This is a genomic window from Stenomitos frigidus ULC18 (genome assembly GCF_003003795.1).
Taxonomy (GTDB): Bacteria; Cyanobacteriota; Cyanobacteriia; order Leptolyngbyales; family Leptolyngbyaceae; genus Stenomitos; species Stenomitos frigidus_A.
This window is the reverse complement of record NZ_PVWK01000140.1, coordinates 166,722-188,456: the sequence shown is the minus strand read 5'-3', so window position 1 is coordinate 188,456 and position 21,735 is coordinate 166,722. Positions and strand designations below refer to the sequence as shown.

Sequence of the window (21,735 nt, the reverse complement as noted above, 5' to 3'; positions counted from 1 at the left end):
CACGACGGATTTCCAAGGGCTAGGAGACTAATCTAGAGTCATCACATTTCCTGCTCTCTGTCAATGCGTAACTTCTATAAGTTTAGTATTGGCTAATACTGATCGCCTCTACCATCCGAGTTAGTCCTAAGACTGTTCGCAATGTAGAGTTGATCCAGTCAAGCCGCCTCAAGCACCCATAGCCAGTCATAAAGATATCTTTAGAACAATTGCTTTGACGCTTTTGTTCGCCATACAACCGGACGATCGCAAGCATGTGCACCAAGCCTTGGAGGAGTCAGAACGGGCAAAGTCCCTACCTCCTGTGCCAAGCTAGCGTCTGTTTCGCCGTCTCAATCAAGCGTCCTGAGCCCACGTGAGCTGAGATTGTGGTCACTGAGCGATTGAACTTAATTAACGAATCCAGTCTTTAAGCAAGGCTTGGCGGCGTGGGTGCCGCAGCTTCCGCATTGCTTTTGCCTGAATTTGGCGTACTCGTTCGCGTGAAAGCTGATAAAGTTCGCCGATTTCGGTCAGGGTGTAGTGCTGTCCATCTTCAAGACCAAACCGTAGCTTGATGATGTCGCGTTCGCGATCACTGAGGTGATCTAACACTGAGTTGAGGCGATCGCACAGGAGTTTGTGATCAAGGCAATCGTTTGGCGCAATATTATCTGCGTCTTCAATCAACTGCATGAGTTCTGTATCCTCTTCACGCCCCACCCAGGCATGCAGCGACAGGGTACCCTGACTGACGTCTAACACCTGTTCCAGCTTGTCTTCATCAATTTCAAGGGCTGCTGCCAGTTCGGCTTTGGTAGGCTTGCGCCCCAGGGCTTGAGAGAGCGTTTGTCGGGCTTTGCGAACCTGATTCAGCTTTTCGACCATATGGACGGGTAGCCGCACCGTCCGGGATTGAGAAGCGATCGCACGGGTGATGCCCTGGCGAATCCACCAGTAGGCATAGGTTGAAAACTTGTAGCCGCGCTCATAGTCAAACTTTTCGGCAGCCCGCATCAGCCCCATTGCCCCTTCCTGGATCAGATCCAGAAACGGTACTCCCCGGTTGAGATATTTTTTGGCAATTGAAACAACCAGTCGTAAGTTAGCTCGCACTAATTTACGCTTTGCCTGTTCGCCGCGATCGCCCCCCTTCACAATTTCTCGTGCCAACTCAATTTCTTGTGCTTGAGTCAGTAGAGGATAGCGTGCCATCTCTCGTAAGAATAAGCCCACTGAATCATCGGTAAGACCAAGACGTTCCGCTTTGGTTGGTTTGTATGGAACCTTCTCTGGCGAAGCTTCGTCCGGATCGAACTCTTCAATTTCGGTTAAATCGATCGCAAAATCAAGTTCAGCAACTACTGATTCAGAAGAATCAGCAACCTCTGATTCGGCAGAATCAGTTTCAGTGATATCAGAAGACAATTTAGCAGTCATACACGCTCAAATAAAGCTCCCTAGAAAGACGTAAAATTGCCTCCAACTTTAACAAAGAGTTTTGCAAATGCTCACTTTTTTGGAAAAAAGTTTCTAAATTTTTGTGTTGGGGCTAAATATACCAATAATGGACGATAGCAACTCCTTAGTTTTTTGTCCATCTTATTTTCAATAATGTACAATTTTCGTTTCTTTGGCGGTCGCTAGAGGCATTTGCGATCAGCTTTTCTTATATACCAAGCGAATTTTTCAATAATTGACTGATCGACAGCCCAGATGCTTTTAAGCATGATTGGAAAACGGGTGGCTCATCTGTCGCTGTTGAGCGTTGCTTAGACAGTAGTGCCCACTGGCTAGTGATCGTCTACATTTCACCCGTTAGTTATCTGTCTGCTTCTCTCCACGATCAAAAAAAATTGCCCCTCGATCGCTCTCAGCTAAAATTCCGAATGCTTCTTTTTCACTCTGGACATCCACGGTTTTTGAAATATCGCCTTGTGCTGTTAGTCAGCATAAGCCTCATTGTGCCGATCGGATATATCATTCGCTTTGCTCAAGGACTAACGCCCGAATGGTTGAATGATGCGATCGGCAGCCTTGCTTACGAAATTTTCTGGGTTTTACTGGTTAGTTTCCTTTTCCCTCGTGTTGCTTTGCGTCCCATTGCGATCGGAGTTTGTCTCAGTACCTGTGGCTTAGAGTGTCTCCAGCTATGGCATCCACCGTTTTTGGAAGCAGCTCGGGCTACCTTGCCAGGCCGACTTGTTTTGGGCACTACCTTTAACTGGCTGGACTTTCCACCTTATTTTGTAGGCAGTTGGTTGGGCTGGCTGTGGGCGCGATCGGCTCAAAGGATTTAGTTCGCACGTTAAGGGCGATCGACGCCGCCGGGGTAAACTGCTTTAGACTGTGGACTGTAGTCGTTAGGAGACTTTAGATTTCAATCTAAAAGCCCTAATCTGAGCACTAAAATCTGGACGTTGGAGCAGAGTTATGGACGTTAGAGCCGCTGTCGCGCTGGAAGCAGGAAAACCGCTAAGTATTGAAACGGTGCAGCTTGATGGACCCAAAGAGGGAGAAGTGTTGGTCGAAATCAAAGCTACAGGCGTTTGCCACACCGATGCCTACACACTGTCGGGCGCCGACCCTGAAGGGCTGTTTCCTGCCATTCTTGGGCATGAAGGAGCTGGCGTGGTTGTGGAAGTGGGTGCAGGCGTCCAGTCATTGAAGACGGGCGATCATGTCATTCCTCTCTACACGCCAGAGTGTCGCAATTGTGAGTATTGTTTGAGCCAGAAGACAAATCTCTGTCAGGCAATTCGCTCAACTCAAGGGCGCGGTGTCATGCCTGATGGCAGCAGTCGGTTTGCGATCGACGGTCAGCCGCTGTATCACTACATGGGCACCTCGACCTTTGCCAATTACACGGTGCTACCCGAAATTGCAGTCGCCAAAATTCGCGAAGACGCACCGTTCGAGAAAGTCTGCTATATCGGCTGTGGCGTGACAACGGGGATTGGCGCGGTCATCAATACTGCCAAAGTTGAGTACGGTGCCAATGTGGTGGTCTTTGGTCTCGGCGGTATTGGTTTAAACGTGATTCAGGGTGCTCGCATGGTGGGAGCCAACATGATTGTGGGTGTAGACCTTAACCCCAAAAAGAAGGCTCTGGCAGAAAAGCTTGGTATGACTCACTTTGTGAACCCTCGTGAGGTTGAGGGCGATCTGGTGGCGCATTTAGTCGAGCTGACGAAGGGTGGCGCTGACTATAGCTTTGAATGCATTGGCAATGTCAATGTGATGCGACAGGCGTTGGAATGCTGTCACAAGGGTTGGGGTGTGAGCGTCATTATTGGTGTTGCGGGCGCTGGGCAAGAAATTAGCACGCGCCCCTTTCAACTCGTGACAGGGCGTGTCTGGAAGGGCAGTGCGTTTGGGGGCGCTAGAGGCCGCACGGATGTTCCTAAGATTGTGGACTGGTACATGGAAGGGAGAATCAATATTGATGATCTCATTACCAATGTGATGCCCATTGAGCGGATTAACGAAGCCTTTGATCTGATGCACAGCGGTGAGGGGATTCGTACCGTAGTGACGTTTTAAGCCCTAATAGTAATGGTTAGGACATGATGCGCTTTGAGTGCGTCTTTTGCGTCTCTACGGTGACTGGCTCATCCTTTCAATCCCCCCTGTCGTCCATTATCGACTGCCCTTTCGCTTTTTGAGTGCAGGCGCCTGGGTTTTGGGCTTACGGGTCGCAGTCACGCTGGTTTCATGCTCGAGCTTCGCTTTTGCAGCAGCTTTGGGGCGACCTCTTTTAGGCTTTGTGGGCACAGGGGGAGCGTCTGTAGCTTCAGCCGTGGATGGCTGTGAAATGACCACTGGAGCGGCCTCGACTGATGGCTTTGATGCTGGGACTGCGTTGTCAGTCGATCGCTCTCCAGTGACTTTTTTAGCGGCTGGGTCATTCTTTGCACGGGCGGGTTTGCCTGCATTGTTAGCGTTACTTGTTTTGGCTTTGCGTCTGGCAGCTGACAGATAATTTCTGAGCGTAGAGGCGCTAATCTTGGCACCGTTGCTGGTCAGCAGGGTGGCAAGCTCATCCATGCTTTGGCCTTCTTTCAGCAGGGCGCTGAGCTTTTCGTGTTGTTGTTCAATGACTTCTCGCGAGGTTAGTTTGGCTGACGCTGGCTCAGCTAACACCTGCAAGAGTGCGCTGGTGACGCTTCCTGATGGCGCTGCTTGAGTTGCTTTAGCCGTTGGTGCGTCTGCTGGTTTGCGATCGCTACTGGGCTTCGTTGATGGTGCAACAGCAGGTTCAACCACCGGAGCGACGCTCTCCTGACTTGCGATCGCGGTTGTTGGAATGGTGTTGGTCTCAATCGAAGGCACCAGGATGCCTCTAACTGGAGTCGCTTCTTGTTTGCGCCAGTCGTCAAACGACGGTAAGCCGGGGATATGCAAATTGCGAATTTGCTCGCGCAACACTTCATCGGAATTACGCAGCGTCGCTTCGCAAACAAATCTGAGGTATTGATACTCAATTTCTGCTAGCGCAACCTCGACATCGACCGTCTGAAACGAAATTTTTCTGAATGCAGTGAAATCTTGAACCACGAGTGTCTCCTTAATATTCGTTGAGAGGATGTTTGAAACGAATGCCTTTTGTCAGCTCGGTGACGATGAACCAGACTTGTAAAAATCAACCGCTTGCTACAACTGCTAAACCCTTGCTAACGGCTTCCAGGCTCGTCAGGTCAGTTCTTCCTGTCGCTGCATTGAGCCATAGTCAGTCAAGATTTGCAGCAATAAGGAAAGAATTTTATGCGCCAGTTTAAACAACTTCTCATTTCTACTGCCGTTATACTGCCTGCTGTGCTGTGTGGAAGCAAAATTTTAGATGATTGGACAATCGCATTCAAACTGTCTGATTAATTTGCTCAATGATGACCTGATGACTCTTAATGATCAGGCTAGTAACAATGCTGATGGAGTGTGTTTACTGCTTTTGCTAGACTCCGCGATATTCATTGTCTGATCGTACTCAAAGCAACCGTCATTATGCGGATTTTACCCATCCTCTTTCTACTACCAGTTTTGCTAACAGTGGGAGCATGTTCTCAAACCGTGCCTTCTGCGATCGCCAACGACGATCGTCCCGCTTCTCCTCAACCCGCGATCGCCTCCCCTGTTACCGCACCACTCACGATCGAGTCATTGGCAGGAACGTACAAAGGAGTCGTTGATGAGAAAGCACTGAAAAAGTCATTAAGTGATATGAAAAATTCAGTAAGTATGCCTGTAAAAGAACTTGAGACGGATTACCGTCAATTCGTTGAACAGATGAGCATCACAATCAAGGCAAACGGCACATTTGAGGCTATGTTCATACTCTTCGGCGATGACGGTAAACTGCACGGCAAAGTCAAACTTGATGGCAATAAGCTTATTTTTATTGACGATGTAGCTGAACGCAATGACAGGGCGAGTGGCTCAACCGACCTTCCTGGATGCAGTAAGTGCTATAGGTTCATGCTCTATGCTTCAGCCGATAAGAAAACGCTCCTGGTTGATAATCCTACTCAAACGCTAATGCGTGGATTTGTGAAGCAGTAACGCATTTGTTACGAAAGGAAGCCGTTTGGCAAGTTGTCACTATTTTTAATAAAAGACTGATTGTTTCGGCTGGTTTGTTGATCGTTTTGGACGATCGCCCCACTAATCAGCCCTTCTTTCCCATTGCATTCACCAACCATTGCAGAGCGAAAATCCCGGCAAGGGGCTTGCTGTTGAAGTGTGCGCGATCGCTCCCAAGCTTTGAAACGACTGATAGGCAGACACTTTGGGTTGAGCAAGCGCCTTACATCTAGCGCGATCGCCCTTATTTTTTGGGGATCAGTCGCCGTTTAGACTAGCAAGCGCCATTGGTAGAGTCTGACTTTAGTCGGTGAAGTGGGCGTGTGGAGAGGCGCGATCGCTTTAAAGTGCCTCTAACGAGAACATTCCAGACGCTTTTTATTTATTGTCTTTTGTTCCACTTTTTATAAAAAACAAAGGTTAAAACTGATTAAGACGTGGTTTTAGATACTGATAGAGCCTTATGCTTTCTAGCAAGGTTCCAGCAAATCCAGACGGTTTAATTATTCGTTTAGCAGCCCTGTGCATTTTTGGTCGCGCTTTCCTTTGCGATCGAGTTGCCCAATAATGACCTCATCGACCAATCCGAATAAGAAACCTAGAAATAAGAAACCCGGTTTCTGAGCAGCCCACGACACGATTAGGAGACAACTAGAGTGAAACTCGCAGTTTACGGCAAAGGCGGCATTGGCAAATCTACGACAAGCTGCAACATCTCAGTCGCACTGGCGCGTCGTGGCAAAAAGGTTTTGCAAATTGGTTGCGACCCCAAACACGACAGCACCTTTACGCTGACGGGCTTTCTCATCCCCACCATTATTGATACGCTGCAAGAAAAAGACTATCACTACGAAGATGTGTGGTCTGAAGATGTGATTTACAAAGGCTACGGTGGCGTGGATTGCGTGGAAGCGGGTGGACCTCCAGCCGGGGCAGGCTGCGGCGGCTACGTTGTGGGCGAAACCGTCAAGCTGCTAAAAGAACTCAACGCCTTCGACGAATACGATATCATTCTGTTTGACGTGTTGGGTGACGTAGTGTGCGGTGGTTTTGCCGCTCCCCTCAACTACGCCGACTACTGCATGATCGTGACCGACAACGGCTTTGATGCTCTATTTGCCGCCAATCGGATTGCTGCTTCCGTGCGCGAGAAAGCCCGGACACATCCCCTACGTTTAGGTGGATTGATTGGCAATCGCACCTCCAAGCGCGATTTGATCGACAAGTACATTGAAACCGTCCCCATGCCTGTCTTGGAAATTCTGCCGCTGATTGAAGATATTCGCGTGTCTCGTGTCAAAGGCAAGACGCTGTTTGAAATGGCGGAAACTGATCCGTCGCTCAACTACGTCTGCGACTACTACCTCAACATCGCTGACCAAATTCTGGCGCGTCCCGAAGGCGTGGTGCCGAACGACACGCCCGATCGCGAACTGTTCTCCCTCCTGTCTGACTTCTACCTCAACCCTGCTCAGCCACCCGTGCGCTCAGAAGCCCAAGAATTAGACGTGATGATGGTTTAAAAGAAAGTTATGGGTGATAAGTTTTGAGTGATGAGTGATGACCAAACTCAAAACTCAAAACTCAAAACTCAAAACTAATTTACCCGTGAATACTGAGCAAATTCGCCAATCGGTGCGAGAAAAATGGTTGACCTACTACGCCGAAAATCGTCAATGGCTGTCGCGTTTAGGGGTTTGGGTCAACTGTGACGGGCAACGTCGCCCCTCGTCTGGCTTTATTCTGGCAACCCTCTCAGTATTGGAGCCAAGGCTTGCTCAACTTTTACCATTGGTTGTCGATCTGAGCAGCAACCCCGATCGCATCGTGATGGCTCTGGGACTCAACTTTAACCCCGAAGAACAGTTAGACAAGGTGTCTGAAGGTGCAGTCAACGAAACGACGAACGGCTCCCGTAAGCTACTGCCTGCCGCTTTGCATGAGATCAACATCCAAGCCAGCCAAGTGCCGATGAAAGCGCCTGCCCAAATTGATGAAGACTGCCGTGGTTCGCGCGATCGACGCGATTAATCTCTCTTCTGCTAACCACTATTGACCGAATAATCGTTCGAGCAATCCGAACCGCCCTCATCCCCAGCCCTTCTCCCGCAGGAGAAGGGAGCTAGATTCAAAGTCCCTCTCCCCAGGGAGAGGGATTGAGGGTGAGGGAAAAGCAGCAACACTGCCAACAACTAACAACCAACCACCAACCACTCCCTTCACGGAGGACACTGACTCATGACTCTTGCTGAAACCGAACCGCAAGCCCTGAATTTTGAATGCGAGACAGGCAACTATCACACCTTCTGCCCCATTAGCTGCGTCGCATGGCTATACCAGAAAATTGAAGACAGCTTCTTTTTGGTCATTGGCACCAAGACCTGCGGCTACTTTCTGCAAAACGCGATGGGCGTGATGATCTTCGCCGAACCACGTTATGCGATGGCAGAGCTGGAAGAAGGCGATATTTCTGCACAATTGAATGACTACGAAGAATTGAAGCGGCTGTGCTTGCAGATTAAGCGCGATCGCAACCCCAGCGTTATCGTCTGGATTGGCACCTGCACCACCGAAATCATCAAGATGGATTTGGAAGGGTTGGCTCCTAGACTGGAAGCTGAACTGGGAATTCCGATCGTTGTGGCTCGCGCAAATGGATTGGATTATGCCTTCACGCAAGGCGAAGATACCGTTCTCGCTGCAATGGTGAACCGTTGTCCTGATAAACCGCTTGCAGCTGAAGGCGACAAAGAAGAGCGCAACGCGATTACTAAACTGCTCAACTTTGGGCGCAAAAAAGAAGAGATTGCCACCTCAGAATCTGAGTACGTGGATCACCCACCGCTGGTGCTGTTCGGTTCTCTACCTGATCCAGTGGTCACGCAATTGACGTTGGAACTCAAGAAACAGGGCATCAAAGTCTCTGGTTGGTTGCCTGCTAAGCGTTACACTGAACTGCCTGTGATTGAAGAAGGCTACTATGTGTCGGGTGTCAATCCTTTCCTCTCGCGTACCGCTACCACGTTTATGCGTCGTCGTAAGTGCAAGCTGATTGGCGCTCCCTTCCCGATCGGTCCTGATGGCACTCGCGCCTGGATTGAAAAGATCTGCTCCGTATTTGGTATTGAACCGAAAGGGCTGGACGATCGGGAAGCGCAAATCTGGGCAGGGATGGAAGACTACCTTCAACTCATTCGCGGCAAATCCGTCTTCTTCATGGGCGACAACCTGCTGGAAATCTCCCTGGCACGTTTCCTCATCCGCTGCGGCATGAGCTGCCCTGAAATTGGCATTCCCTATATGGATAAGCGCTATCAGGCAGCAGAATTAACGCTGCTGGAGAAAACCTGCCACGAAATGGGTGTGCCGACACCTCGCATTGTTGAAAAGCCCGATAATTACAACCAGCTTCAGCGCATTACCGCACTGAAGCCTGATCTGGTCATTACAGGCATGGCGCACGCTAACCCCCTGGAAGCACGCGGCATCAACACCAAATGGTCAGTCGAATTCACCTTTGCCCAAATTCACGGCTTTACCAACGCTCGTGACATTTTGGAACTGGTGACGCGTCCTCTGCGCCGCAATACCGAACTCAAAGACCTTGGTTGGGACAAACTGGTGCGGGAAGAAGCCAAAGTCTAGTGATTGTTTTTTAGCTATACGGCAATTTAGTGGAGTGCGATCGCGATCGCACTCCACTTTTTTCTGATGGCAGTGCCAGGTCAAAAAGCAATACCAGGGCGACTGCCAATCACTCATCCCGTCTGCCACCTTGATCAGCAGGGCACTGTGCAAACTGCATGAAGAGATTGAGTTTCTTTTTCTGAGCCGCAACCAAATCCGGCACAATGTTCAGATAGCTTTTCACTGGCTCATGCATGAACTGGTTGCTTAACGGAATTCAGACAACGTTTGCAGAGTTGATGCGGTTATTTGCCACACCCATGTTCGAGGTCGGCAATAATCGTTATTCGCTCAGCCTCATTGTGACGCTGGTAATCATCAGTGTGGCGGTCTTCTGGGTGTCGCGATCGCTCAGTAATCTGATCAATCGTCGCTTGCTGGTACGGCTGGGACTCGATCGCGGCAGTCGTGAAGTTGTTGCCACTTTTATCCGTTATCTGTTGACGGCGATCGGCTTTGTGATTGTGTTGCAAACGGCGGGTGTCAATCTCAGCTCTCTAACGCTGTTTGCAGGCGTCTTGGGCATTGGCTTAGGTTTTGGGCTGCAAAACCTTGCCAGCAACTTTATTAGCGGGATCACGCTTCTCATCGAGCAACCGATCCGCGTGGGCGACTTCATTGAAATCGATAAGCTGCTGGGTACGGTCGAAAACATTTCGATCCGATCGACCACTGTACGGACACTGGATGGCGTGTTTGTCATCGTGCCCAATATTCGCTTTGTCGAAAACAACATCATTAACTGGAGCTACCGTGACCCGCGCTGTCGTCTCCACGTGCCGATCGGTGTGGCTCAGGGCAGCGATACACTCATCGTCACGGAAGCGTTGCTGGCAGCGGCTCGTAAAGATTCCAAAGTGCTCACAGACCCGTCGCCTCGCGTTTGGTTTAAGGGCTTTAGCGATAGCGCTATGCTGTTTGAGCTTTTGGTGTGGACGAATGAACCGACAGAGAGCGAACCGATTAAAAGTGCGCTGTACTTTGGCATCGATCGCGAGCTTCACCACCGCGGCATTGAAGTCCCTTTTCCCCAGCACGATCTCAACATCCGCAATATCGGGGACGTGTTGCAACTGTTCCACCCCGATAGTGAAAGGGCTACTGGTAATGGCAAGCATCTCGAAGGTGATGTGGGCAGCCGCAAGCCTGCACCCAAAGCACCCAACAACTTGACCCTGCGCGACATGCTGCGGCGCATTGCTTACTTTGAGCAATGCACGGATGAAGAACTGCTGCAGCTCATTGAATATGGCTATCGGCAGCTCTTTCCAACGGAACAAATTGTTTGCGAGGAAGGGACACCCGGCGAGTCATTTTACATTATTTTGAAAGGCTCGGTTGAAATCTTCTCGAAGCAGGCAGAGCAATATATTGCCACGCTCAATGAAGGTGAATTCTTCGGCGAAATGTCTTTGCTGATGGGCATTCCCCGATCGGCAACCGTGAGAACGCTCGAAGACACGGTTCTCTTTGTCATCGAACGCAACGACTTACAAAAACTACTGGAAGACCATCGCGGACTGGCAGACCAGATTGCACACAAGTTGATGGAACGCCAACAAACCCTGCGTGCAATGGGCCTGCTGTCAGAACTATCTGAAGAAACGCCATTGCTGAAAATTCGCAAACGCCTGCAAACACTGTTTGGTATCTAGGGCATGGGGAAAGGTGCAAGCTTTGAGGTGATGCTTTCTCTACTCAAACTCCTCAAACAGCGCTACGAGAATGACGTTTGAGAAGAGGAAGCCTTCTGGATCAGTCAATTGGAGCCGTCCCGTTTCCGGTAGAGTTGCTAACAATGCGTCGATCACCTCTTTTTTGTTAGAACTAATTTTCACCCAGCCCTTCTGTTGAAACGGCTGCAAACACGCCCAAACCCGTTCCAACGCTGCTCTGCCAAACTGCTCAATCAGTGCTGTCAAACTCAATCCTTCAGCCAGTCGTAACCCAAGCATCAAAGTGTCGAGCAAAACGTCTGAAGGTTGTAGCTTGCTTCCGCTTGGCAGTGGGCTCAAGTCTGAAGGATCAACTTCATTTTTTAGCCTTAAGCCTTTAGCCTTAAGCCTTTCTTCCTCCACCCACTCATAGTACTCGCGTGTCTTCCGGGGTCGGGAAAGGCGGTTGCCGTCTAAGTAGCTCGTTGCGCCCATACCAAATCCGTAAAACGATCGGTTCTCCCAATAAACGCGGTTGTGGCGGCACTGGTAGCCTGATTTGGCGTAATTAGAAATTTCGTAATGGGCATAGCCTGCTGCTGTCAGTAACCGTTGGGCAGTGCGATACATCTCGGCAGTGACTTCATCGGATGGCAACGGCTGCATGCCCGGTTTGTATTGCCGACCAAAGGCAGTCACAGGTTCGATGGTCAGGTCGTAGCACGAGAGGTGAGTGGGCGCGAGGGCGATCGCCTTTGCTAAAGACTCTTGCCAATCGTCCAATGTTTGGTGCGGCAAGCCAGAAATCAGGTCTAAGCTGAAATTCTCGAAGCCCGCTTCTTGGACCCACTTCACAGCCTGGTACACATCGGCAACGGTGTGCGATCGACCACAGGCCTGTAACAGTTCCGACTGAAACGCCTGCACGCCAATACTGACCCGATTCACGCCTGCCGCTCGATAACCTTGAAGTTGCGACAAATCAAACGTACCGGGATCAATCTCCATAGAGATTTCAGCCTGAGGAGCAATGCCGAACTGCTGCTCCAGCGTGCTCAGAATGCGGCTCAGTTGCTCAACGGAGAGTAGGGATGGCGTGCCGCCCCCAAAGAAAACAGTATCGAGGGGTTTCCCAGTTGCTTCGGTAAGCCGAATTTCCTGGCAAAGGATCTCCACGTAATGGGCGATCGTGCCAGAATTGCTGCCATTCAGTGGGTTAGCGGGTAAGCCATCGGTTCGAGCCACGGGTGGGCGATCGCCAACGATAGACACCGCAAAATCACAGTAAAAACAGCGCCTTCTACAGAAGGGGATGTGCAGATAAGCAGACCCTGGCAGCTCGATAAGATTAAGTGTTTCCTTAGAATCTACCTTGGGCAAAAGCATTACAGGTACGAAGAGTATAATGAAGCTATGCCGCTTGCTTGCTATGCTAGCTGAATCGCTGCACTGCTTCTCTCCATTGCGTTCGATTGATATGCTCTCACTAGCTCGACATCCAGAGCGGTAGATTCCTAACCGTGCAGACGTTTGGAATCAGTCCCCCCAACCAAACTAAGCTTATGCTTGACGCCATTATCATTCTTTCATTCATCCTAGCAGGGGCGGGGATCGGTTTTAACGGCATCGAAGAGCTGCCAATCAGTGCTCTTCAACAAGTCACTAATGAAAGCGCCCTTCGCTGGGTAACAGCTGGCTTTGGAGCGTTGATTGGCTTTGCGATCGGCTTGCTGATGCAAACCGCTTATCGACGCTTTGAGCGCCAGTTTCGCGCGTTGCCAGCGGATGTGCTCTTAAGCCGTGCGGTTGGTCTGGTTCTTGGGCTTTTGGTGGCTAACCTAATGCTGGCACCCATTTTCCTACTGCCCATTCCACCTGAATTCTCGTTTCTCAAACCTCTGGCAGCCGTGCTGGGCAGCATTCTTTTTTCCTTTTCTGGCATCACACTAGCTGATACGCATGGTCGTACCTTGCTGCGTTTGATTAACCCTAATACGGTCGAAACGACGCTACTGGCCGAGGGCACATTGAAGCCAGCGTCCACTAAAGTGCTCGACACAAGCTGCATCATTGATGGACGGATTGAGGAGTTGTTGAATACAGGGTTTATTGAGGGACAACTTCTAGTGCCTCAATTTGTGTTGGCAGAATTGCAGCAGGTGGCTGATGCCTCTAGTGACATTAAACGAGTGCGAGGACGACGTGGGCTGGATATCCTCAACCGGATGAAAGAGGCCTATCCCGATCGTATCATCATCCATTCTGCCGACTATGACGATATCCCTACCGTTGATGCCAAGTTGGTGCGTTTGGTGCAGGAGATTAACGGCACACTGTTAACGAATGATTACAATTTGAACAAGGTTGCCAGCGTGCAGCGAGTGCCTGTCCTGAATGTGAATGATCTGACTCATGCCGTGCGTCCGTCTTATCTTCCTGGCGATAGTCTCGACCTCAAGATTCTTAAGCAAGGAAAAGAGGCTGCACAGGGCGTGGGTTATCTCGATGACGGCACAATGGTCGTGGTTGAAGAAGGTCGCGACTATGTGGGCGGTGAGCTTCAGGTGGTTGTCACTAGCGCGCTGCAAACCTCGGCTGGACGGATGATTTTTGCCCGACCCAGAGCGTCTATGATTCCTTCTTAACGTCTCGCAAACTTATGATCTAAGTGCCTGATGCCCCGATCTCGCCAGAAGTGTTGTTCGTTCTGTGCTCCCCATCCCCTGTCCTCTACCGCGCCAGATGAGATGTTACGGGAGAGTGACAGTTTACCTGCCAACATGCTGGATATGGATCAGTCAAAACAACCTGCTCTGCCCCACGGTGGTATCTGGAAAGCGAAGAAAAGGGACTAGGTAAGAAGCTGAGACGGCGTTCTATTGGCTAATCGGGACAACTAAAGCGATCGTTCTACTGCCTACTGCAACGTCGTTTTAGACACAATGCGCGTCTTCTTCCGATCGCCCTCCGATAGTTCTTCGCCTGCTTGTAGCTTTGTCGCATTGGCTTGCAGCACGGTCGCGGCTCCCTGATCGCCCATTTGTAGAGCCGTTTTGGCGGCTGTTTGGAGCATTGTGGCTGCGCCTGTGCGATCGCCCTGCTGCAGCTTGGTTTCCGCAATCTGCGTTTGCCGATACTTTGCCAGCGCCAGAATATGTTGCTGTACGTCGGCATTAATGGCTGGTTGATAAGGCGTCAGCACATTTGCAGTGACAGCGACTATCTCTGACAGCAAGCCTTCTTTGCCCGCTGCCGGGTCATCGTAGCGCACCTGTACCTGGGCGATCGGCTGCTCGCCTGCTAGTAGCTTGGCAATGTAAAGATTTGCCAGTACGACTCTGGGCGCATCCATCATGAGATCGCCTAAACGCACGAGGTATTTGCCCGCTTCTTGCTGCACCGTTAATTCAATCGTGTCGGGCGCAACCTGCGCGATCGGCTTCATTTCTGCTAAACGAACATGCGGTGCTAAGGTCAACAGCAGATGGGCGTTGGTCAGTCCGACAGACTGCATGCGGCTAAAGAGACGATCGAACTCAGCGACCGCCTGCTCTGGGTATTGAATGAATGACAGCGTTCCTCCGCCTGCATCCGCAATTTTTTCTAACACATCCTGATTCCAGCTATCGCTAAACCCCAGCGTGTTTAACGTCAAGTTATAGTCTGTTGCCAGTTTTGCCAGTTTCAGGCAGCGATCGTTGTCCCCATGTTCGTTTTCGCCATCCGTCAGCAAAAACGCCTGTGAGACCGTCTCTTTTTTGCCCTTTGCCAGTTCTTCGATGCCCAGCCGTAAGCCTTCGTCGATTGCTGTGCCGCCCGCTGCTTTCAGTTGATTAATTTGCAACTTTACGCTGGCAGGGTTGTCAATCACCTGATTAGGCACCAGCAACTTCGCCTTGTGGTCAAAGGCCACGATCGTCAGCCGATCGCCCGGTGACAGCCGATCGACAATCCGTTGCGCTGCCTGTTTGACCGTATCCAGTGCCCGACCGCCCATTGAGCCACTGTGGTCTAAAATCAAACAGAGATTTAATGGAATGCTGCGACTCATCGCTTCTGCGATCGCCGCGATCGAAACTGAAAGCTGACGCTGGCTCGCCGCTTGGGCTGCATCAACATTGGCATCGTTTAGAACAGACTGCAAACCAACTTTCATGGTACGAAGCTCCTGGTAAAGCGGGAGGTAAACACATGACCTCAAAGCAAACAGCGTAAGCCTATTAATAACCAGAATAGGCGAAAGTGAAAAGGGATCGGCTAGGAAGAATGTATTGGGAGTGGGGAAAGGCTAAAGGCCAAAGGCTAAAGGCTAAAGATGAGGAATGAAGGCTGCAATCAAAACTCAAAACTCAAAACTCAAAACTCAAGACTTTCTCCACCTACACCCCACACCCTACACACCCTACACCCTCCCTCCTCCCCTCCCTTCTCCACAGTGCCAACTGTCACGCTAAGATGTAAAGACAGCGCCGCTGTTTCAGGTGACACACTTCAGGCCATACGTTTCAGGCAACCCTGCTATGACATCATCCATCCAAGCTGCTCAGTCTCCTTACTACGGTGGTGATTCCTTCTACCGTACGCCGCCGCCCGATCTACCTTCCCTTCTACTAAAGGAGCGGATTGTGTATCTGGGCATGCCGCTGGTGCCCGCTGTGACGGAGTTGATTGTGGCAGAGCTACTCTATCTTCAATATGAAGATCCAGAGAAACCAATCAAAATTTATATCAACTCCACAGGCACCTCTCGCTACGATGGCGAACCGATCGGGTTTGAAACCGAGGCGTTTGCCATTTGCGACACCATGCGCTATATCAAACCGCCCGTGCAGACAATTTGTATCGGCTCGGCGATGGGCATGGCTGCTATGCTGCTCTCCGCAGGCACCAAGGGCTTCCGTGTGAGCTTGCCAAATGCCACGATCGTTCTCCATCAGAGCAAGAGCTACGCACGGGGTCAGGCGACGGATATTCAAATTCGCGCTAAAGAAGTCTTAGCGAACAAAGCGACGATGGTCGAGATTTTGTCTCAGAACACCGGCCAATCGATCGAAAAAATCGCCAAAGATATGGATCGGCTACTCTATATGTCTCCTGAGCAGGCAAAAGAGTATGGCTTGATCGATCGCGTTCTCGAAAGCGAAAAAGATATTCCCGTTCCTCTTCCCGCTGGCATTCTTTAAGGTTTTGAGTGTCGAGCGACCGAATTTAACTCAGAACTCTCTAGCAACGTGGCGCGGAGCGCTACTCAAAACTCAAAATTTATCTAACAACGGAGCTTCTTATGCCAATTGGTGTTCCCAAGGTTCCCTACCGCATGCCGGGAGAACCGTATACACAATGGATCGACATCTACAACCGTCTTTACCGAGAGCGCATTATCTTTCTGGGCAAAGACGTTGATGATGAAATTGCCAACCAAATCGTGGCTGTGATGCTCTACCTGGATTCTGAAGATCCCGGCAAAGACATTGTGCTGTACATCAACTCTCCTGGTGGGTCGGTCACAGCAGGCATGGCTATTTATGACACCATGCAGCACATTAAGTCGGACGTGGTGACCATTTGTGTGGGCTTGGCCGCCTCAATGGGTTCTTTCTTGCTGGCAGCCGGTGCCAAAGGCAAGCGCTTGGCGCTGCCTCACTCACGGATCATGATTCACCAACCCTCTGGTGGTACTCGTGGTCAGGCAACGGATATCGAAATTGAAGCGCGGGAAATTATCCGCATCCGACGGCAGCTGAACCAGATCTACGCCGATCGCACGGGTCAGCAGCTGGCGAAAATTGAGAAGGATATGGATCGCGATTACTTCATGTCGGCTGAAGAAGCGAAAGAGTATGGCTTGATCGATCGCGTCATTGAATCTGCCAACTAAGGTAGCCGAACTGGCATCAAGCGTTGCAAGCGAAAGCGATCTGTTGGCAGCAGGCAGTCATTCAAGGCTCCACTGACAGCACTTCCTTTGCTTAGCTTCTTATTAATTCAATGATTGAATCGCCTTAATCCACGTCACTCCGTCTCAGTAGTGGCAGAATCATTAGTAATTCTGCCATTTCTCATCTAAATGAACCTTGCAGAGTGTTACCGCATTTTAGGGCTAGAATCTGGTGCGTCGTTTGATGCAATCAAGGCATCTTATCGTCGTCTGGCAAGGCGTTACCATCCAGATGTGAACCCTGGCAATCAGCACGCAAAAGACAAGTTTATTGAGCTCACTGAGGCTTATCGATTTCTCTTATCTACGATTCTTAGTCCTGAGCCAGAGCCGCCGAAAGCGACTGGAAGACAACCGCCCTCGACTACGACTGGCGGCACTCGCATTACGCGTAAACAGCCTCCGCTTCAGTACACCAATCTGTCGCCGTTAGAGCAGCAGCTAAAAACGAATTCCTATCAGCAGTTGCAACAGATGCTGAAGGAGCAGCGCTTTCCAAGAGCGATCGCTCTAATCGAAGGACTGGCACGGCGCATCCCGCAAGATCCAGAGGTGAAGCAATGGCAAGCGATCGCGTATCAGCGCTGGGGACGGCAGCTGATTCAGGAACGACAGCTCGATAAGGCTAGAATTTACCTGAAAAAGGCTCTCCGCACTGATCCGCATAACCGTTCTCTCTGGGCAGAGGTTGAGCGTGATTTTCGCTATATGGAACGGCTTTTTTAGACCTTCTGCACTAGCGCCTCAACTGGTCCGATCGCTGCGCCCAATAAGCACGATAGGCAATTACCATACCGCCTGTAGCCGTAGCAGCAATGGCAGGAGCCACCAGCGGAATCCAACCCTGTTGCAGAAAGAGGTTGAAACCAATGGCAGCGAGACCGATCAAGAGCGCTGTGCCACTGATCACCAAGACTAGGGGCTGTCGGATATACCAGGCCAATACGCCGCCGATCGCTGCCCAGGCTGCAATCCACAGCGCTTCTACCCATTCAGTCCAGAACCAGACAAGCGGTTGACCGTCTAAGGCTGCGCTCAAAAGCTGGCTCACCATCTGCGCATGTACCATAACCCCAGCCATTCTGGGTGTCTCTTCGCTGGCAGAACTATAGGGTGTCGAAAAGAAATCTTTACCGCTGGCAGCTGTTGTACCCATGAGAACGACTTTATCTTTTACCCAGTCGGGCTGCACTTTGCCGCTAAGGACATCGCTCAAGCTTACTTGCCGCGCGATCGTGCGTCCATGATACTTCAACAGAACTTGGTAGCCATGAGCATCGATCGCCTGGTAACCGCCTGAATTTTTCTCCAAGGGACTAAACGGCGTTTTGCCAAGCTGAAAAAGGTCAGGATCACTGGAGCGCTGCTGCAGTCCTAGCTTTTGTACTGCGAGATACGCCAGCGCTAAACGGGCAGAAAACGAATAAAACGTCACTGGAGTTTGACTGGTGGGAGTGGTGCTATCGGCAAATAATAGATTGCGCCGCACGATGTCTCCTGGATCGAGCATCACGTCATTAAAACCAACGCGATTCAAAGGCACTTCTGCTGGTGCTGGTATTGCAGGTGGATTCGCACTACCCAAAGTCGTAATCGCAATGACATTGGGTGCCTTGAGTACTGCTAAAAGCTCTGTCCGACCAGGCTCTTGGGGTAGATTACGCAGTAGATCAAGCCCGATCACTCTGGGCTGAGCAGATTGCAGGGCGTTGATTGCTTGAGCCAGGGTGCGATCGGGAATAGGAAACTGCTTTTGTGCCGTGATGTCCGCTTCAGTGATGCCGACCACCAGCAGACGTGGGTCTAACCCAGCGTCTGGACTTGCCTGCACCATGTGATCGTAGACTGCTAACTCTAGCGGCTGAAGCATACCCAACTGACGCATGCCTAGGATGAAACCAGTGACGGCAAGACTGGCAACGCCGATCGACAGTGCTGCTAGCCTGAAGCCTTTGGGATGTCTGCCATCTGCATTCCGCGCACTGCTGGAGAGGCTCTGCCAGTGGGTGAGCGAGAACTGGGCTGTTTGGGGTACGGTGGCACGATCGTCCCCATCCGCTGTCCGTTGGATTGGATACTCTGCCACAGTGGCAGGCAACTGTGTTTCATCAGCCACAATTTCGGCTGGGTGTTCCAGTGCGTATAGCACCGCCTGCGCAGATTGATACCGCTGACTGAAGTGGTAGCGGGTCATTTTCGTCAAAATGCTTGCCAGTCCAGAGCTAACCTGCACCAGATCACGCCAAATGACTTCGCCAGTTTCAGGGTGGGTCGGTAGTTGTGACGGTTGCAGCCCAGTAAGTGCGTTAATTGCGGTCATGCCCAGGGCATAGAGGTCACTGTTGTAGCGCGGCTTGCCCATCATCTGCTCGCTGGGCCCATAGCCTTGCGTGCCAATACCGACCGTCAACTCGCTTTGCCCAGGGACCATGCTGGTAATTTGCGTTTGAATTTCTTTGACCGCTCCAAAATCAATCAGCACCAGTTTGCCGTCTCGTTGCCGCCGAATGAGGTTGCTAGGCTTAATGTCGCGGTGAATGACGTAGTTCTGATGCACAAACGCCAGAATATGCAGCACGTCCCGTAACAGATCAACTACAGCCGCTTCATCAAGCCGCTGCGTGACTGCAATTTCATCTGCTAGAGACGTTCCTTTAACGTACTCCTGCGCCAGGTAAAACTCTTGATGTTCCTCAAAATCAGCTAGCAGTGTCGGAATCTGATCGTGACTGCCCAGCTTTCGCAGGGTCTCAACTTCCGTAGAGAAGAGGCGACGTGCAACCTGCAAAAACTCTGCTTCTTGATAGGCAGGCTTAAATTGCTTGATGACGCATTCAGGGCGATCGGGCAACAAGGCATCTTCTGCAATGTATGTCTGCCCAAAACCACCGCTACCTAAAGCCTGGATGATTCTAAAGCGTCCGTTAAGCAGGGTGCCCAGCATGTAGCCCAGCCTTGATTGAGTGCATTGATGCAAAGTGATTCAGAGAAATTGGCACTTGCAGCATTGCTACCGATTGTGGCACACAAATTTGAGAGCAATACTGGCACAACCCTTGTGCTAGTCGTCGTTAGTTGTTGGTTGTTAGATAAAAGGCAGCAAGGCAGAGAAATGTATAAAGGAGGTTCCTTTGCTTTTGTACTAATCCCATGACTCAACAGAAGAGCATGCTTAAGCCGATCGCCCCCTCTAAAAACCAACAAACAGCAACCATGCTTCAGCTTCGTTGTACCGTTGCCAGAATCTCGTCCAAAATTGCCTGTGCACCCTGTTGACGTAACCGTTGAGCCAGCTCAATGCCCAGCGTTTCGGCAGCAGCAGCAAGACCGCTCACGCTATCTTTAGCGGCGGTTTGTCCGTCTAAGCTGATCACGATGCCCGTCAAGGTGAGCCGATCGCCTTCTAGAGACGTGTTCACACCGATCGGCACTTGACAACCACCCTCTAGCTCTCGTAGGAACGATCGCTCAGCGTAGCAGCGCTGTGCAGTTGGCTCATGCTCCAGCGCTTTTAGCAGCGACAAGACTTCTGCATCGTCACCCCGACATTCAATGCCCAACGCACCCTGCCCAACCGCGTGTAGCGACACTTCTGCCGAAATCACCTGATGGATACGGTCTGCCATGTTTAACCGCTGCAAGCCTGCTGCTGCCAGAATCAGCGCATCGTATTCGCCTGCATCCAGCTTTGCCAGTCGTGTATTCAGGTTGCCCCGCACATCTTTGAAGCTGAGGTGGGGATAGTGGTGCCGCAGTTGCGCGAGCCGTCGCAGGGAAGATGTGCCGATTACAGCACCCTCTGGCAAGGTGGGAAGCTGCTTGTCTTTGTGCTTTTCGTGTACAACCAACGCATCAGCAGGATTCTCGCGTTCGGTCACGCAGCCTAAAACCAGACCTTCCGGCAAATGAGTGGGCAGATCTTTTAAGGAGTGGACGGCGAAATCAATGTCACCGCTGATCATGCCGACTTCTAATTCTTTCGTGAAGAGGCCTTTGTCGCCGATCTTTGCCAGCGCCACGTCCAGAATTTTGTCGCCCTGAGTGCTCATGGTATGCACTTCGAAGGTTCGGTCTGGGAAGGCTTTTTGCAACTGCTCCTGCACCCAATAGGTCTGTACCAGTGCAAGCTGACTTTTGCGGGAACCAATACGAATGGTGCGAGTGGCGATCGGCGTGGCGGTAGGCGACATAAGTTCAGAGCTTGAAGCGTGTAAGTCACTCTTCCCACCTTACCGCAGTGTGTAACCCGTTTGGTGGAAGTACGAGACGCACTAATCATTACAGATGTTTAAGCAGATTCCTTCGTGCTTTTAACAACAACATGATCGTGCTGAATTGTTAGGCTTCGAACAAGCATGGGTAGGCAAAGAATTTTGAGCTTGTCGGCGTTCAAGTTCCAGCAACCCAGGTTGATAATGGAGGCGCTTTGCGTGTTGTTGAGTGACCAGAGATGATTGAATACCGGGAGAACGAGAATTTAACTTTTGAGGAATATTATGACTTCTTGAAAAGGAGTGATCTTGGGGGGCAATACCCTAAAGAGCGCTTTGAAGAGAGAATACGAAAGCTCCTGGCTAGGCGGTCAATTGCCATTACTGCCAGGAATGATGACGGGAAACTGATTGGGATCGCCTTTGGTGCTACAGATTTTGCCTACTTCCTGTTTGTCACAGACCTTGGCGTAGACAGGGCGTATGCAAAACAAGGCATCGGAAGTGAGCTATTGGTTCGTATCCGAGAGGCCGTTGGCGGAGAAGATGATATTTCGGTTGTGACCGTTGCTCATGAAACCGCAACAGGCTTTTACGAGAAGTGTGGCTACGTATCTGAGAGTTGTCTGTTTTGGAAACCCTGCAACCTCTGGAGCGAATTTAAAGTAATTTAGCTCAGCCAAGTAAT

The 21,735-nt window shown here is 50.7% G+C and carries 21 protein-coding genes; 12 read left to right on the top strand and 9 right to left on the bottom strand.

Annotated features, from left to right (window positions below; translation table 11 throughout):
• Positions 1 to 82: 82 nt before the first annotated feature.
• Positions 83 to 256 carry a hypothetical protein gene (locus C7B82_RS32720; protein WP_181357694.1) on the bottom strand — a complete coding sequence of 58 codons (174 nt, stop codon included), beginning with the start codon at positions 254 to 256 and terminating at the stop codon, positions 83 to 85.
• Positions 257 to 393: 137 nt separating this feature from the next.
• Complete coding sequence (locus C7B82_RS26080) at positions 394 to 1,419, bottom strand: sigma-70 family RNA polymerase sigma factor (protein WP_106259673.1); 1,026 nt, start codon at positions 1,417 to 1,419, stop codon at positions 394 to 396.
• A 449-nt stretch (positions 1,420 to 1,868) separates the two neighbouring features.
• On the opposite strand from C7B82_RS26080, the gene C7B82_RS26075 reads away from it, so the two are divergent.
• A complete protein-coding gene (locus tag C7B82_RS26075) occupies positions 1,869 to 2,279 on the top strand; it encodes a ribosomal maturation YjgA family protein (protein WP_106259686.1) in 411 nt (136 codons plus the stop codon).
• Between the two features lie 133 nt (positions 2,280 to 2,412).
• Complete coding sequence (locus tag C7B82_RS26070) at positions 2,413 to 3,522, top strand: S-(hydroxymethyl)glutathione dehydrogenase/class III alcohol dehydrogenase (RefSeq protein ID WP_106259672.1); 1,110 nt, start codon at positions 2,413 to 2,415, stop codon at positions 3,520 to 3,522.
• Between the two features lie 96 nt (positions 3,523 to 3,618).
• Here C7B82_RS26070 and C7B82_RS26065 read toward each other — a convergent pair whose 3' ends face one another.
• Entirely contained in the window at positions 3,619 to 4,536 is a 918-nt protein-coding gene (locus C7B82_RS26065; RefSeq protein WP_106259671.1) for a hypothetical protein, read from the bottom strand.
• A gap of 378 nt (positions 4,537 to 4,914) precedes the next feature.
• Here C7B82_RS26065 and C7B82_RS26060 point away from each other — a divergent pair, with 378 nt between their 5' ends.
• A complete protein-coding gene (locus C7B82_RS26060; RefSeq protein ID WP_146141272.1) occupies positions 4,915 to 5,535 on the top strand; it encodes a hypothetical protein in 621 nt (206 codons plus the stop codon).
• Positions 5,536 to 5,543: 8 nt separating this feature from the next.
• Here C7B82_RS26060 and C7B82_RS31670 read toward each other — a convergent pair whose 3' ends face one another.
• Positions 5,544 to 5,774, bottom strand: coding sequence for a hypothetical protein (locus C7B82_RS31670; protein WP_146141271.1), 231 nt, complete (start codon positions 5,772 to 5,774; stop codon positions 5,544 to 5,546).
• 438 nt (positions 5,775 to 6,212) lie between these two features.
• Between C7B82_RS31670 and bchL the strand changes: the two genes are divergently transcribed.
• The 3 genes from bchL to C7B82_RS26045 all read left to right on the top strand — a co-directional run bounded on the left by bchL (position 6,213) and on the right by C7B82_RS26045 (position 9,201).
• Positions 6,213 to 7,079: a ferredoxin:protochlorophyllide reductase (ATP-dependent) iron-sulfur ATP-binding protein gene (gene bchL, locus C7B82_RS26055; RefSeq protein ID WP_106259669.1), complete on the top strand. Its 867-nt coding sequence runs from the start codon at positions 6,213 to 6,215 to the stop codon at positions 7,077 to 7,079.
• Positions 7,080 to 7,116: 37 nt separating this feature from the next.
• Entirely contained in the window at positions 7,117 to 7,587 is a 471-nt protein-coding gene (locus C7B82_RS26050) for a DUF5331 domain-containing protein (protein ID WP_245940099.1), read from the top strand.
• A gap of 207 nt (positions 7,588 to 7,794) precedes the next feature.
• Positions 7,795 to 9,201, top strand: coding sequence for a ferredoxin:protochlorophyllide reductase (ATP-dependent) subunit N (locus tag C7B82_RS26045; protein ID WP_106259668.1), 1,407 nt, complete (start codon positions 7,795 to 7,797; stop codon positions 9,199 to 9,201).
• Between the two features lie 109 nt (positions 9,202 to 9,310).
• On the opposite strand, the gene C7B82_RS34440 is transcribed toward C7B82_RS26045, so the two are convergent.
• On the bottom strand, positions 9,311 to 9,439 hold the full coding sequence (locus tag C7B82_RS34440; RefSeq protein WP_281259048.1) for a hypothetical protein: 129 nt from the start codon (positions 9,437 to 9,439) through the stop codon (positions 9,311 to 9,313).
• Between C7B82_RS34440 and C7B82_RS26040 the strand changes: the two genes are divergently transcribed.
• Positions 9,438 to 10,898, top strand: a complete 1,461-nt coding sequence (locus C7B82_RS26040; RefSeq protein WP_106259667.1) for a cyclic nucleotide-binding domain-containing protein — start codon at positions 9,438 to 9,440, stop codon at positions 10,896 to 10,898. The two genes, C7B82_RS34440 and C7B82_RS26040, sit on opposite strands and share 2 nt — an antisense overlap.
• A gap of 39 nt (positions 10,899 to 10,937) precedes the next feature.
• On the opposite strand, the gene hemW is transcribed toward C7B82_RS26040, so the two are convergent.
• The gene (gene hemW, locus C7B82_RS26035) at positions 10,938 to 12,170 is read right to left on the bottom strand and encodes a radical SAM family heme chaperone HemW (RefSeq protein ID WP_422632155.1); all 1,233 of its coding nucleotides are present in this window, start codon (positions 12,168 to 12,170) and stop codon (positions 10,938 to 10,940) included.
• Positions 12,171 to 12,460: 290 nt separating this feature from the next.
• On the opposite strand from hemW, the gene C7B82_RS26030 reads away from it, so the two are divergent.
• Positions 12,461 to 13,543: a PIN/TRAM domain-containing protein gene (locus C7B82_RS26030; RefSeq protein ID WP_106259665.1), complete on the top strand. Its 1,083-nt coding sequence runs from the start codon at positions 12,461 to 12,463 to the stop codon at positions 13,541 to 13,543.
• Between the two features lie 272 nt (positions 13,544 to 13,815).
• On the opposite strand, the gene C7B82_RS26025 is transcribed toward C7B82_RS26030, so the two are convergent.
• Complete coding sequence (locus C7B82_RS26025) at positions 13,816 to 15,054, bottom strand: vWA domain-containing protein (RefSeq protein ID WP_106259664.1); 1,239 nt, start codon at positions 15,052 to 15,054, stop codon at positions 13,816 to 13,818.
• A gap of 364 nt (positions 15,055 to 15,418) precedes the next feature.
• Between C7B82_RS26025 and C7B82_RS26020 the strand changes: the two genes are divergently transcribed.
• From C7B82_RS26020 to C7B82_RS26010, 3 genes are all read left to right on the top strand, one after another.
• The gene (locus C7B82_RS26020; protein WP_106259663.1) at positions 15,419 to 16,081 is read left to right on the top strand and encodes an ATP-dependent Clp protease proteolytic subunit; all 663 of its coding nucleotides are present in this window, start codon (positions 15,419 to 15,421) and stop codon (positions 16,079 to 16,081) included.
• Positions 16,082 to 16,182: 101 nt separating this feature from the next.
• Positions 16,183 to 16,776, top strand: a complete 594-nt coding sequence (locus C7B82_RS26015; RefSeq protein WP_106259662.1) for an ATP-dependent Clp protease proteolytic subunit — start codon at positions 16,183 to 16,185, stop codon at positions 16,774 to 16,776.
• A gap of 189 nt (positions 16,777 to 16,965) precedes the next feature.
• A complete protein-coding gene (locus C7B82_RS26010; protein ID WP_106259661.1) occupies positions 16,966 to 17,562 on the top strand; it encodes a J domain-containing protein in 597 nt (198 codons plus the stop codon).
• A 10-nt stretch (positions 17,563 to 17,572) separates the two neighbouring features.
• Here C7B82_RS26010 and C7B82_RS26005 read toward each other — a convergent pair whose 3' ends face one another.
• Together C7B82_RS26005 and hemC are read right to left on the bottom strand one after the other, a co-directional pair.
• On the bottom strand, positions 17,573 to 19,813 hold the full coding sequence (locus C7B82_RS26005) for a CHASE2 domain-containing protein (protein WP_219904696.1): 2,241 nt from the start codon (positions 19,811 to 19,813) through the stop codon (positions 17,573 to 17,575).
• 241 nt (positions 19,814 to 20,054) lie between these two features.
• The gene (hemC, locus tag C7B82_RS26000) at positions 20,055 to 21,026 is read right to left on the bottom strand and encodes a hydroxymethylbilane synthase (RefSeq protein ID WP_106259659.1); all 972 of its coding nucleotides are present in this window, start codon (positions 21,024 to 21,026) and stop codon (positions 20,055 to 20,057) included.
• 260 nt (positions 21,027 to 21,286) lie between these two features.
• Here hemC and C7B82_RS25995 point away from each other — a divergent pair, with 260 nt between their 5' ends.
• Positions 21,287 to 21,721, top strand: coding sequence for a GNAT family N-acetyltransferase (locus C7B82_RS25995; RefSeq protein WP_106259658.1), 435 nt, complete (start codon positions 21,287 to 21,289; stop codon positions 21,719 to 21,721).
• The last annotated feature ends 14 nt before the right edge of the window (positions 21,722 to 21,735 follow it).